The organism is Thermomicrobium roseum DSM 5159, assembly GCF_000021685.1.
Taxonomy (GTDB): Bacteria; Chloroflexota; Chloroflexia; order Thermomicrobiales; family Thermomicrobiaceae; genus Thermomicrobium; species Thermomicrobium roseum.
On record NC_011959.1, the window covers coordinates 165115 to 177983 of the forward strand.

Here is a 12869-nt window from a genome sequence, read left to right on the forward strand (position 1 = left end):
TCAGCCTCCTGTTCGGGTAGCGTGCTGCACCCGTGCGCGAAGTTCCTCGAGTGTCGGGACACCAGTGAGGCGCTCGCCGTCGATTAGGAGCGTCGGAACCACGACGACCCCTGCTTCCTGCGCTGCGGCGCGACCAGCGGCCGATGCCAGGCTGATCACTTCTACCTGAATCTCCGGCTCTTCGGCAGCCAGGCGCTGCACCAGCGCGAGCGCTTCCGCGCAACCAGAGCAGATCGGATGTGTGAAGAGCCTGATCCGCGTCACGGCAGTTCGTACCCCTCGCAATGAACGCAGTCATCGAGCCCGCGGCGCGTCATGAACGCATCGTAGGCGGCGACCGCCGCTGGGCCACTCAGGAGTTCGCTGAGATCGTGCGCGAGGTCATCGGGGGCCAGCCGAACCAGCCAACCGCGACGATAGGGACTACGGTTGACCAGCTCCGGATCCTCGAGCAGGGCAGTATTGGTCTCGAGCAGTACGCCGGCGATCGGTGTCCGGTAGGCGCCGAGCCACTTCGCACTCTCCACGACTGCGACCGTGGCGTCTCGCGCGTAGTGGCGTCCGGTCGGACGGAAGGTCACCTGAAGGATGCGACCAGCGACCGTTTGGGCAACATCGGTGTAGCCGAGCCGCACCGATCCGTCCGCTTCCACCCGTACCCATTGGTGCGATTCCACTCGATAGTACAGGTCGAGTGGCAGGATGCAACTATGGACGATCGCGTAGCCGGCAGTCTCCCTCATCAGAACGCCACCACTGCGTCGGCCTCCAACGCCATCAGGTTGAACGCCGCACCGCCGATCATCTGCACTCCCTCGATGAGGTCGTCCATCGTCAGGCCGTGCAGATCGAGCGATGGCTGGCAGACGTAGAGTTTGACGCCCAAATCGAGTGCCTGATCGATGAAGTGCTTGAGCTTGGCGCCGCCGCCCCCAGCTTTCGGTACCACCAAGGTTTCTGGGACCCCCTTCTTGAGGAGTGTCGGGCCGTTCATGGTGAAGTAGATCGCGGCTTCGATCTCCATGGCGGCAGCTGCCGCTGCTAAGAAGAAGGGGGTGGCGCTGCGTTCCGGCGTGTCCACACCGTGGGTCTGGACATACAAGATCTTTTTGGTCTCCTCGCTCATCACCGTATCCTCCGCCCTGTCTCAGATGAAGAGCGAGACATCCGCATCAGCTGCGAACTCTAAGAAGGTCGCGGCACCACCGACCGTGCACTCGGGGATGAAGTCCTCCTTCTTGAAGCCGAAGACGTCCATCGTCATCTGGCACGCGATGAGATTGACGCCCGCATCGATGCACAGTTGCCGCAGCTCGAGCAAGGAGGGAACCCCCTTTTCCTTGAAGGTCTGCTGCATCAAAGTCGTCGCGAGGTGTGAGAAGCCGGGTAGTGCCTCGACGAGCGCGGGGATCGGCCAGGAGATCTGGCGGAGTGCTGGTGGACCGAACGGCATCTTGAGCGGCATGGCAGGATTGCCGAGCGGACTGACTTTGGGATCGTAATTTCTCAGCAGCAAGGGAAGGCCGTAGAAGGTAAAGAAGATCGCGACTTCCCAACCCATCGCCGCTGCCGTGGAACCGAGGATGAAGGGCGGATAGGCAAAATCGAGCGTTCCTTTGCTCGCGATGATCGCGAGTCGCCGGGGCGCTTCCGGATCGCGACGGGACATCGTTACCTCCTCTCGTCCTCAGCGGACACGTCGGAAGAAGAAGACGTATTTCCCGTTTTCCTCGTGAGCATCGATGAGTTCGTTTCCGGTCTGCCGAGCCCACGCTTCCATGTCTGCCGGCGCACCCGGGTCGGTGGCGATCACTTTGAGCACCTGCCCGATAGCGATCTCCTTGATCGCCTTGGACGTCCGGATCACTGGGAGTGGGCAGAGCAAGCCGCTGCAATCGAGAACCCGGTCCGGCTGCAGCACATCCGTCATGCCGTCGCCTCCTCCGATGGCACCCTACTCGGGTACAGTATTCTGCAAGTCGAGATAACCAGCACAGCTTGAGACACCCTCATCATAGCACTCAGGATCTTCCAAGTCAAGCATCGTCTCCTGCCTGTCAGGGGGCTGCCCCGGCGCGTGTGTTCGACAGCGTGGAGTGATCGCCGCGGAGCTGGCTTGGCGTTCAGTGGCCCGATAGACTGATCGAGCGGGGAGCGTTCCGGATCTCGTCCCGGTATTCGTCAGCGCGCTGCGTTGGCTCGCTTCGGAATCACTCCAGCCCGGTCGCCCACTTTCGGTGCCTCGCGTCGACGGGCAGTGACGCGAGTGCCCAGAGTGCGGATGTGGTCGCCGAGAGGACGGTCTTGGGGCCCAGTCGGGCATCCCGTCTTACACGACGATCGGGGGTAATCGAACGGGCGATCCACTCGCAATCGGAAACGACACCGCGTGCCGCGATCGAGGCGGCAGCCAGGAACGGTGGGTATCGGCGAGACAGGATGACAGGGCGTGTGCGCTGCGGCATGGTTGCAGGGGTAAGGGTCCTGTCCGAGCAGGCTACTCGCCGAGCAGCCGCGACTTTCGTTCATGCTTCGTTGGAAACGAATGATGGAGGGGGCGAAATGGATGCCACGGCGATCGTCCGAATCACCGAACGCGTTCTCGCGCGACTCGATCTTCTGAACAGTGCTCGGGAGCGTGCGCTGGCGGAAACGCGCCAGATCACCCGCTTGAGCGCCAATGCCGTTCGGGCTGTCCATCGGGGCGAGTTCGCCGAAGCGGGGGCGCTACTCGAAGAGGCGCGGCGGATCAAGGAAGCACTGACAGCTCATCTGGCCGACTACCCAGCGATCTACTGGTCCGGCTATGTCCAAGATGCGCACAAGGAATATGCGGAGGCGAGCCTGACGCTCGCGCTGGTGGCTGGTCGGCCGATTCCCAGCCCGGAGACGCTTCAGGTCGAAGATGCGGTCTACTTGAACGCGCTCGGCGAGGCATGCGGGGAGCTCCGCCGCCATATACTCGACCTCATCCGGGCGGGTGATCTCGCGCGGGCTGAGACGGTGCTCGCTGTGATGGACGAAATCTACGGTGTCCTGGTGCAGGTCGACTATCCGGATGCAGTGACCAACGGTCTTCGGCGAACGACCGACATGGTGCGGGGCGTGCTGGAGCGGACGCGGGGTGACCTCACGCTCGCAGTCGAGCAGCAAAAGTTGAGCGACGCACTGGCCCAGGCCCGCCGAGCGGTCGGCTTGGGCGAGCCTGGGCAGCCGAGCTGATCGGCCGTCGCTCAAGCGACGCCGCGGAGGAGTTTCTCGCACTCCTCCTTGTGGCGCGTCTCGTCTGAGATGATCTCCTGGAGGTCGTTCGCCAGGCCGTAGTCGCCGAACTCTTCGGCCTGCTTCATGCGCTCGACGTAGCTCTTGATGGTACGTTCCTCTGCTTCCAGCACCCGTTCGATCATTTCCCGATTCGAGTTCGCCCTGGGTACCGGCAGCGGCTCATCGACCGGCTCGCCGCCGAGCGCAGTGATCTTGTTGGCCAGGAACAGCGCATGACGAAGCTCGTCCTGGATCTCCTTCTGGAAGAACTCAGCCAGTTCGATGCGATCCACACCGGTCGCTGCGGCAGCGTAGTGGATGTACATGATGATGGCCTGGAATTCGCCCGCCAGATCCTGGTTCAGTCCATCGATGAGCGTTTTCTTGTCCATGGTTTTCCCTCCAGTTCCCTGAACCCGACGAGGGAAGTATAGCTCGTGCGGCCTCAGGGAGTGGCGGCAGTCGCCCGCTCCGGTTGCCAGCGCAGATCCAGTTCCCGATTGGCGCGCACCTCGTCCAATCGCTTGTAGAAGGTCTGGTGCGGTGCCTGACGCACGAATTCTGGATCGCGCTCCACTTCCTCGGCGATCTGCCGCATGGCCGCGACGAAGCGGTCGAGCGTTTCCAGACTCTCCGTCTCGGTGGGCTCGATCATCAGCGCTTCCTGGACGATCAAGGGGAAGGCGACCGTCGGTGGGTGGAGACCGAAATCGAGCAAGCGCTTGGCGATATCCATCGCTCGCACACCATGCCGCTTCTGGCGCACAGCAGAGAGCACGAACTCGTGCATGCAGGTCCGGTCGTACGGCACCTCGTACACATCGCGCAGACGGGCCAGGAGATAGTTGGCTGCCAGCACGGCGTCCTCGCTGACTCGGCGGAGTCCGCTCCCGCCGTGCATACGGATGTACGCATAGGCGCGGATGTGCATCCCGACATTCCCGTGGAAGGAATGGATCTTGCCGATGGAGCGCTCAGGCCAGTGCCAGGTGTACTCGGGATCCTCGCCGGGGCGTCGTACGACGATCGGGCCAGGGAGGAACTCGGCGAGGTGCGCTTTGACCCCGACCGGCCCACTTCCCGGGCCGCCACCGCCGTGCGGTGTCGAGAAGGTCTTGTGCAAGTTGAAGTGCATAATGTCGACGCCGAAGTCGCCGGGGCGCGCGATGCCGAGCAGCGCGTTGAAGTTCGCACCGTCGTTGTAGACGAGTCCGCCGACGCTGTGGATCAGGTCGACGATCTCGGTGATGTTCTCGTCCCAGAGACCGAGCGTGTTAGGGTTGGTGATCATGATCGCTGCGGTGTCCGGCCCGACGAGCTGCCGCAATTGTTCGATATCCACATTGCCACGCGCATCCGACTTGACTTCGACGACCCGGAATCCGGCCATGGCTGCGGTGGCTGGATTGGTGCCGTGTGCCGAATCCGGGATGATGACGGTCCGGCGCTCGTGTTCGCCGCGGGCATCGAAGTACGCTCGCGCGATGAGGATGCCGGTGAGTTCTCCGTGCGCGCCAGCGGCTGGCTGCAGCGAGACGGCGTCGAAGCCAGCGATCTCCGCCAGGAACCCTTGCAGTTCATACATCAGGCGAAGAATGCCTTGCACGGTTCGCGGATCCTGGAGCGGATGGAGATGTGCGAAACCGGGAAAGCGAGCCACCAGCTCGTTGATCTTCGGGTTGTACTTCATGGTGCAGGAGCCCAGCGGGTAAAAGTCGATATCGACGGCATGGTTGAGCTGCGAGAGGCGGGTGAAGTGCCGCACGACATCGATCTCGCTGACTTCGGGGAGCGGCAAATCGTCCCGCACGTGTTCGACGGGCAGTGGTGCCTCCGGGACATCGAGATCCGGTACCGAGGTACCCGTCCGTCCCGGCTTGGAAAGCTCGAAAATGAGCGGTTCCACGCGCATCGCTGATCCTCCCAGGCGAGATCCCAGCCTCGACGGTAGCCTAGCATGTCGTTCCTCAGTTCAGCAATCGCGGACATGTTGGTCCACCGCAGTCGGTGGTAAAGGGGTCCCACGCCGGTGACCGAGTAGGTCACCTGGCTGCTCATCACCGCGCGTTCCCTCTCGCGCCGCGTGACTCGCCCGGCGAGTGCTAGAATCGGCGTCGAGGAGCGGGGCAGCACGGAGCGACGACGTGGCGGACGAGCGCACCATCTACGGCGGCCAAGCAGTCCTCGAAGGTGTCATGATGCGCGGCGTCCGCCATCTGGCGACGGCGGTTCGCTTGCCGGACGGCCGGATCGCCGTCTGGGAGCTGCCGCTCGCTTCCGAGCGCTGGGCAGCGCGGCTGCGCCATGTTCCCCTTCTGCGCGGTGTTTTGGCCTTATGGGAGACGCTCGTCCTCGGTGTGCGCGCGCTGGTTTTTTCCGCGCACGTCGCTGTCCGCTATGATCCGGAGCTCGAGCAGACAAAGCCTGGGACGAGTGCGAGCTCATGGGGTGGTCTCTTGTGGGGAACCGTCGCGCTCTCGCTCGCCCTTTCCGTGGGCCTCTTCTTTCTCCTCCCGCTCGGTGTCGCTAGCCTGCTCGACCGATGGGTCGGGTCGGGCTGGACGATCCATGCCTTGGAGGGGACGATCCGGCTCGGGATCCTTCTGGGCTACTTGGCCGTGATCGGACGGACGCCGGATATCGCTCGCGTCTTCGGGTACCACGGTGCTGAACACAAAACGATCCATGCCTGGGAGCACGGGGATCCGTTGACGGTGGAGGGAGCTCGCCCGCACAGCCTGCTGCATCCTCGGTGCGGGACCGGTTTCCTGCTGATCGTGGTCGCGCTCTCGATCGTGGTGTTCGCCTTCCTGGGCTGGCCGTCGCTGGTGTGGCGTGTTCTTTCGCGCGTTGCGCTGATTCCCCTGATCGCGGCCTTGGCCTACGAAATCATTCGCTTGGCTGCACGCTGGTTCCACCTTCGCCCGGTGCGGGTCTTGCTCGCGCCGAGCCTGGCGCTGCAGCGGCTGACGACTCGGGAACCGGACGATGCGATGCTCGAGACGGCTATCGTCGCCTTGCATCGCGTCCTGGTTGCCGAAGGGCATGCAGTCCCGGCGCTGGCGGTGTCCGCCCCGGTTATCGTGGTCGACGAAGCAGGGCAGGAGCAGGCGGTCTTCGCCCCGTCCGGCAAGCGAGAGGAACGAGCATGACGACACCAGCCAAATTGTGGGGAGGTCGTTTCCAGAAGCCGACGCACGAACTCGTCGATCAGCTCAATGCGTCCCTCCCCTTCGATCGACGGCTGGCGCGCCACGATATTTTGGGCTCGCTCGCGCACGTGACCATGCTCGCCCAGCGAGGAATCATCCCGCGGGAGGATGCGCAGACGATCGCTCGTGGACTCCGGACCATCCTTCGCGAGATCGAAGAGGAGCGCTTCGCGTTCCGGCTGGCGGACGAGGACATTCACCTGAGCGTAGAGCGGCGCCTCCACGAGCTCATCGGGCCGGTCGCGGGGCGACTCCATACGGCGCGCAGCCGCAACGATCAGGTGGCGCTCGACTTCCGTCTCTGGATGCGCGAAGCTCTGCTCGAGATCGCCGAGGGAATCGTCGAAACGAGTGGTGCGCTCCTCGATCTTGCCGAACTCCACCGCGATGTCGTGATGCCCGGGTACACGCACCTCCAGCGTGCCCAGCCGGTTCTCTTCGCTCATCATGTGCATGCCTATGTCGTCATGTTGACGCGGGATCTGGAGCGCCTGCGCCAGCTGTATCAGCGAGTCAATCGCTCACCGCTCGGCTCAGGAGCGCTGGCTGGTGTTCCCTATCCGATCGATCGGCACGTGGTCGCAGCGCTCCTGGCCATGGACGGGGTGCTCGAGAACAGCATCGACGCCGTCTCCGATCGCGATTTCGCCCTGGAGTTCTTAGCTGATCTCGCGATCCTGATGGCGCATCTTTCGCGTTTGGCCGAGGAGTTGGTCCTCTGGTCGAGCAGTGAGTTCGGCTTCATCGAGTTCGACGATGCCTTCGCAACCGGTTCCTCGATCATGCCCCAAAAGAAGAACCCGGATGTCGCCGAGCTCTTGCGCGGCAAGAGTGGGCGCGTGTTCGGGCACTTGATCGGTCTGCTGACGGTCGTCAAAGGACTCCCGTTGGCCTACAACAAAGATCTTCAGGAAGATAAAGAAGGAGTCTTCGACGCCTACGACACCGTCGCACTCCTGCTGCGCGTCCTGCCGCCCATGTTGCGCACCTTGCGGATCAACCGCGAGCGGCTCGAGGCGGCGGCTGGGCAGAACTTCACACTCGCGACCGACATCGCCGATGCATTGGTTCGGGCGGGTGTCCCGTTCCGGGAAGCCCACGAGGCGGTCGGACGCTTGGTCGCGTTCTGTCTCGCATCCGGAAAGAGCCTCGATCAGTTGACCGCTGACGAACTGGCTCGGTTCCATTCCAAGCTCGCGGAGATCACGTTGCCGCGGACGGTGTGGGATGCAGTGCGCGCTCGGGAACACCTGGGAGGCACCGGACCGGAGCATGTCGCGCGGGCGATCGCGGCGAGTCGGGCTGACTCGGCCGGCGCACGACAGTGGCTCGAAAGCGAGCGACAGCGGATCGAGCATGCCTTTGCCCGGCTCTTGAGCGAGGACGTGCCATGACCGGCATCGAATCAGAAACGCGTTCCGCGCAGCCACGAGCGATCCGGGTGGAGCCGGTACGGACCCCGGAGGAACTCGAGATCGTCTACCAGATCCGCCGCGAGGTGTTCGATCAGGAACAGCACCTGACGACGTGGGTGCACGATTATCCGGAGGATGGTGCGGGACTGAACGTGCTCGCCTGGATCGACGGGGAAGCCGTTGGAACAGGGCGGGTCACGCTCTGGGGTGACGAGGCACAGATCGCCTGGGTGGCGGTCCGCAAGCCCTACCGTGGGCAAGGCGTCGGGCGAGCCATCATGGAGCGACTGATCCGCTGGGCAGAGGAACAGGGCGCACGAACGGTCACGCTCAATGCTCAAACACACGCTCTCGAGTTCTATCGCAAGTTGGGTTTCCGACCGATCGGTCGGCCGTTTTCCATGGCCCACATCGAGCATCAGTTCATGGAGCGCGAGCTCCGCCCGGTCCGAACGAAGGGAGGCCAGTGATGCCGTCGGTCCGCCAGCCGATTCTGTTGCAAAAGAAGCCGGACTGGTTCCGCGTGCGGCGGGAGCACGGGCCGAACTATCTCGAACTCCGGCGCCTGGTGCTGGAGGAAGGTTTGCACACGGTCTGTCAAGAGGCGCGTTGCCCCAACATTTACGAATGCTGGAACCAGCGTACCGCGACGTTCATGATCCTCGGCGATCGTTGCACGCGGGCGTGCCGATTTTGCAATGTCCGGTGGGGACGAAGCGGCACAGTCGACTGGGAAGAGCCGCGCCGGGTCGCTGAGGCGGTCGAGCGTTTGGGGCTGGACTTCGCGGTGATCACGTCCGTCAACCGGGACGATCTGCCTGATGGTGGAGCTGCTGTCTTCGCGGCGACGATCCGTGAGATCCGCTCACGCATCCCCTCGTGTGGCATCGAGGTTTTGATTCCCGATTTCCTCGGCAACTGGTACGCACTGCGTACCGTCGTCGAGGCACGGCCCGAGGTGATCGCGCACAATATCGAGACGGTGCCGCGACTCTTCCGCGTCATCCAGCCGTGGGACGATTACGGCCGGAGCCTCGAACTTTTCCGACGAGTGCAGGCGATGGACGATGCGATCGCGCTCAAGTCGGGCCTGATCGTCGGTATGGGGGAGACGTGGGACGAGCTTCTTGCTGTCATGCGCGATCTCCGTGAGGTCGGCGTGGAGATCTTGACCATCGGGCAATATCTGCCGCCGACACCGCGACATTTCCCGCTCCATCGCTACTACACGTTGGAGGAATTCGAGGAGCTGCGGCGGATCGGCGAGGAAGAGTTGGGTTACGTGTACGTAGAGTCCGGCCCGCTGGTGCGGTCGTCCTACCACGCCAAGGAGCAGTACGAGCGCTATCGGGCCCGCCGTCTCGAGGTGCGTCGGGGGTAGGAGCCATGCCCGATGACCCCGTCGTCGCACTCCAGCTCGGAAGAGTCGACTATCTGGCGGCCTGGGAGTTGCAGCGACAGCTCGCGGCTGCCCGCCGGGCTGGAGCGATCCCGGACACCCTCTTGCTCCTCGAGCATCCACCGACGTTCACGACCGGGCGGCGCGGTGGGACGCATCACCTTCGCCTCTCCGTGGATGCGTTGGCTGCCCGCGGGGTGCCTTATTACGTGACGGACCGTGGGGGCGACGTGACCTACCATGGACCGGGGCAGCTGGTCGTGTACGTCATCCTGCGGCTCGGTGAAGGGCAGCGGCGCGTGCGGCGCTTCGTCGAGTCGTTGGAGGCGACTGTTCTCGACGTGCTGGCGAGCTACGGCATCACGGGGGAACTCGATCCACGTCATCCCGGCGTGTGGATCGGACGTAACAAGATCGCGGCGATCGGTATCGCCATTCACCATGGGGTGACCTACCACGGCATCGCGCTCAACGTCACGACCGACCTGGAGCCGTTCGACTGGATCGTCCCCTGCGGGATTCCTGACCGCGGCGTGACCTCGCTTGCGGAACTCGTCGCTGGCCCGGTCGAGTTGGCCGACGTGCAGGCCCGCTGGCTCGCGGCTTTTGCCGAGCGCTTCGGACGCACCGTGGAGCTCGATCCCGAGCCGGTCCGGTCGCTGGACGACGTCTTGCTGCGACTCACGTCCCGATGGGCGGGAGCAACCCGATCATCAGCGATTGTTCGATGATATCGCGACGAGCGAGGGCTTCGGCGGTCGCGATGCTCCAGCGGAGCGGGTGATCCGGGTACAGCTTCTCGAGCATCTCGCGGACTTGCCGCATGAGATCGAGCGACTTGTTGAAGGTGAGGACGAGATCACCCTCGCTGAGTTCGATGAGTTCCGTAATCTCCGCCATCGTCGCACCGTTGCACCAGGCGCGCATGGCACCGTAGAAACCCTCGTGGTGACCGGTGGAGAGCGCGAGGCCGTTGCGTCGCTCGACCTCGAACACTTCCTGCTCCAGACTTTCGAGACGGCGTCGCAGGAGGACCAGCTTCGTCGGCAACGTAAAGTGATTGGCGAAGCGAGTCTCGCGATCGAAGGCGAACCAGGAGAAGACCTCAGCGACGTCGGCTGGTTCCAGCCCCTTGAAGAAGTCGCGATCCAGCATCTCGCAGATGATGAGGCCGTTGGTGTCGAAGACATCGGCCAGAGTGTCAGCCTTGCTGGTGGGATACCCGCGATGCAGATAGCCGAAATGTTCGAGCACGTTGCGGATGCCGCGCAGAAGTTCGCGAACGCGCCGCTCTTCTGCCGCGATCTCGCGCCCGAGTTGGGCTTCGAGTTCCGCCCGCTCCTGCTCCAGCCGGGCGATCCGCTGTAAATTGCGCTGGTGTTCCTTGCGCCGCTGGCAAGCGTGACAGGGATGGCGGAAGCGCTGCTGCGTCAGCTCGTGCAGAGTCTGCTGGATGGTTTGGAGGCGTTCCTCGATCCGCCGGCGCTCGGGTGCGAGGCGCGCCTCGACTTGCCGACGGTGCTCGAGCAGCATGGCATCGAGATCAGGGAGCGGGCGCGCCGCGAATGCACGCCAGATCTCCTCAAAGGCTTCCGTGCTGACGATTCCCCGGACATCGCTCACTGGCTGGGCCAGGAGCGTCAGGGCTTCCGGAATCGGTACTGGTTCGATACCGTGCGGGACATAGTCGATCTGCCGGTACTCGGTCAGGAGTTCGGCCGAGCCCTCGCGCGTCAGTACCAGCGCGATCCCTCCGTACGGTAAGCGATTGAGGAAGAGCACCCAGCCGCGTTCGCGCGTGTGGAGTGGTGTTCCAGGAGCCATTTCGCGGATGAGCCGCCGCAAAACCGGCCGAGAAGGAACGGCCCAGGGACGGTCGTCGAGATCGGCCTCCAGTTGCGCCAGGTCGTGCTCCAGGTGCCGCTCCTGGCTCTTGGCGTGATTGAGTTGGGCGACGATGTTGCGGTAATCGTAGAGCAGTTCGTCGCCGTCCAGCCCCAAGAGACAGCCGCGCGGCACTGTCTCCAGTTCGTGGCCTACCTGGAGAATCTCCTCCTCCAAGAGCCGGACACGCTGAGCGGCTTGGTACTGGGCCAAGCTCTCTTGGAACAGCTGGCGGACCCGGTCGCCGCGTGGTGGATCCCAAAGATTGAGCACCGTATTGTAGCGGATGGTGAAGGCCGACCGGACCGGCTCGAGTTCGCCAGTCGCGACGGCGAGCACTTCCTTGAAGGAGATCCAGGGGCTGTACGGAACGACGACGTTTCCCCGTTCGTCCATGCCGCGGCGTCCGGCGCGGCCGGCCATCTGCTGGAACTCGTTGGGTGTGAGTAGTCGCCGGCGCCGTCCATCCCATTTGGTCATGCGGCCGATGACGACGGTGCGGGCAGGCATGTTGACACCGAGCGCGAGCGTGTCGGTCGCGAAGACGACTTTCATCAAGCCCTGACTGAACAGCACCTCGACGAGCTGCTTGAGGATGGGCAGCAATCCCGCATGGTGAAACCCAATCCCCTTGGCAGCGAGCTGGACGATCGTCTGGACCTGGCTCAGTTCGCGGTCTTCTGGCCGCAAGCTGGCGAGGAACGACTCGATGACATGGGCGATCCGTTGCCGAGTCGCGCGGTCACGCACGAGATTGACTCGCATCATCGCGAGGCGGGTCGCATAGTCCTCGCAGTCGCGCCGGTTGAAGAGGAAGTAGATCGCCGGCAGCATATCTTCGGCCGCGAGTGCCTGGATGATTTCCCACGGTGGTGGTTCGGCTTCCTCGGCCTCGCGGCGACGCTCGGCCGTGAGCCCACCGCGTCCGATGAGCGCGCGGATTTCGCCGCCGACATTGGAGTAATCAGCCACCTGACGGCCGTGATGATCGATGACGAGCCGCAACTTTCTGTCGTAGAAGTACCAGAGTGCCAAGGGGACAGCGCGCTCGGTGTGGACGATCAGCTGGATGGGCCGATGGGTTCGACTGATCCAGTCGGCAATCTCTTGCGCATTGGAGACCGTCGCCGACAGGCAGATCAGCTGGATGTGCTCGGGGCAGAGGATGATCGATTCCTCCCATGTCGTACCGCGCTCTGGGTCAGCGAGGTAGTGAATTTCGTCGAAGATCACGCACTGGACGCTGTCGAGTTCCCAAGGCGTCTGGAGCAACATGTTGCGCAAGACTTCGGTCGTCATCACCACGATCGGGGCGTGTGGGTTCTCGGTGACGTCGCCGGTCAAGAGACCGACGTTGTCCCCGTAGATCGCTCGCAGGTCGCGGAACTTCTGATTGCTGAGCGCCTTGATCGGCGTCGTGTACATGACACGCGCACCGCGCCGGAACGTCTCGTAGACGCCGAACTCAGCGACGACCGTCTTTCCGGTTCCCGTGGGAGCAGCGACCATGACCGATTTTCCCTCCAGGAAGGCGAGCATCGCCTCCAACTGGAAGGGATCGAATCGGAAAGGATAGAACACGGAAAACTGCTCGATGCTCTCGGGTAGCGAGACCGCTTCTGTCGCGTCCATGAATCCGGTCACCGGATCTCCGCCTGTCGTATCTCGACCAGTATAGCAACCCCGCACGGCAGC

General features: G+C 63.5%; 14 protein-coding genes. 6 read left to right on the forward strand and 8 right to left on the reverse strand.

What is annotated here, in order from left to right; genetic code table 11:
* Genes TRD_RS00755 through TRD_RS00775 form a run of 5 tightly spaced genes read right to left on the reverse strand, consistent with a single transcriptional unit; the run spans position 1 to position 1930 of the window.
* Entirely contained in the window at positions 1–264 is a 264-nt protein-coding gene (locus TRD_RS00755) for a thioredoxin family protein (protein ID WP_012641569.1), read from the reverse strand.
* Positions 261–743: a glycine cleavage system protein H gene (locus TRD_RS00760; protein ID WP_012641570.1), complete on the reverse strand. Its 483-nt coding sequence runs from the start codon at positions 741–743 to the stop codon at positions 261–263. The genes TRD_RS00755 and TRD_RS00760 overlap by 4 nt, the downstream gene beginning before the upstream one ends.
* Positions 743–1126, reverse strand: coding sequence for a DsrE family protein (locus TRD_RS00765; RefSeq protein ID WP_012641571.1), 384 nt, complete (start codon positions 1124–1126; stop codon positions 743–745). Before TRD_RS00765 ends, TRD_RS00760 begins: the two co-directional genes overlap by 1 nt.
* Positions 1127–1147: 21 nt before the next feature.
* Positions 1148–1669: a DsrE/DsrF/DrsH-like family protein gene (locus tag TRD_RS00770; RefSeq protein ID WP_012641572.1), complete on the reverse strand. Its 522-nt coding sequence runs from the start codon at positions 1667–1669 to the stop codon at positions 1148–1150.
* A gap of 18 nt (positions 1670–1687) precedes the next feature.
* The gene (locus TRD_RS00775) at positions 1688–1930 is read right to left on the reverse strand and encodes a sulfurtransferase TusA family protein (protein ID WP_012641573.1); all 243 of its coding nucleotides are present in this window, start codon (positions 1928–1930) and stop codon (positions 1688–1690) included.
* Positions 1931–2562: 632 nt separating this feature from the next.
* On the opposite strand from TRD_RS00775, the gene TRD_RS00780 reads away from it, so the two are divergent.
* Positions 2563–3222: a translin family protein gene (locus TRD_RS00780; RefSeq protein WP_012641575.1), complete on the forward strand. Its 660-nt coding sequence runs from the start codon at positions 2563–2565 to the stop codon at positions 3220–3222.
* 11 nt (positions 3223–3233) lie between these two features.
* Here TRD_RS00780 and TRD_RS00785 read toward each other — a convergent pair whose 3' ends face one another.
* Together TRD_RS00785 and gcvPB are read right to left on the reverse strand one after the other, a co-directional pair.
* Positions 3234–3656, reverse strand: a complete 423-nt coding sequence (locus TRD_RS00785) for a ferritin-like domain-containing protein (protein ID WP_012641576.1) — start codon at positions 3654–3656, stop codon at positions 3234–3236.
* 53 nt (positions 3657–3709) lie between these two features.
* A complete protein-coding gene (gene gcvPB / locus TRD_RS00790) occupies positions 3710–5176 on the reverse strand; it encodes an aminomethyl-transferring glycine dehydrogenase subunit GcvPB (protein WP_012641577.1) in 1467 nt (488 codons plus the stop codon).
* Between the two features lie 232 nt (positions 5177–5408).
* On the opposite strand from gcvPB, the gene TRD_RS00795 reads away from it, so the two are divergent.
* The 5 genes from TRD_RS00795 to lipB are packed head-to-tail and all read left to right on the forward strand — an operon-like array spanning position 5409 to position 10021.
* Positions 5409–6416, forward strand: coding sequence for a DUF1385 domain-containing protein (locus TRD_RS00795; protein WP_012641578.1), 1008 nt, complete (start codon positions 5409–5411; stop codon positions 6414–6416).
* On the forward strand, positions 6413–7870 hold the full coding sequence (gene argH, locus TRD_RS00800; protein ID WP_012641579.1) for an argininosuccinate lyase: 1458 nt from the start codon (positions 6413–6415) through the stop codon (positions 7868–7870). Before TRD_RS00795 ends, argH begins: the two co-directional genes overlap by 4 nt.
* Positions 7867–8361 (forward strand): GNAT family N-acetyltransferase, encoded by a 495-nt coding sequence (locus TRD_RS00805; protein WP_012641580.1) that lies wholly within the window; start codon positions 7867–7869, stop codon positions 8359–8361. The genes argH and TRD_RS00805 overlap by 4 nt, the downstream gene beginning before the upstream one ends.
* Positions 8361–9272: a lipoyl synthase gene (gene lipA / locus TRD_RS00810; RefSeq protein ID WP_012641581.1), complete on the forward strand. Its 912-nt coding sequence runs from the start codon at positions 8361–8363 to the stop codon at positions 9270–9272. Before TRD_RS00805 ends, lipA begins: the two co-directional genes overlap by 1 nt.
* A gap of 5 nt (positions 9273–9277) precedes the next feature.
* Positions 9278–10021: a lipoyl(octanoyl) transferase LipB gene (gene lipB, locus TRD_RS00815; protein WP_012641582.1), complete on the forward strand. Its 744-nt coding sequence runs from the start codon at positions 9278–9280 to the stop codon at positions 10019–10021.
* On the opposite strand, the gene TRD_RS00820 is transcribed toward lipB, so the two are convergent.
* Entirely contained in the window at positions 9972–12818 is a 2847-nt protein-coding gene (locus TRD_RS00820) for a DEAD/DEAH box helicase (protein WP_012641583.1), read from the reverse strand. The genes lipB and TRD_RS00820 overlap by 50 nt on opposite strands.
* Between the last annotated feature and the right edge of the window lie 51 nt (positions 12819–12869).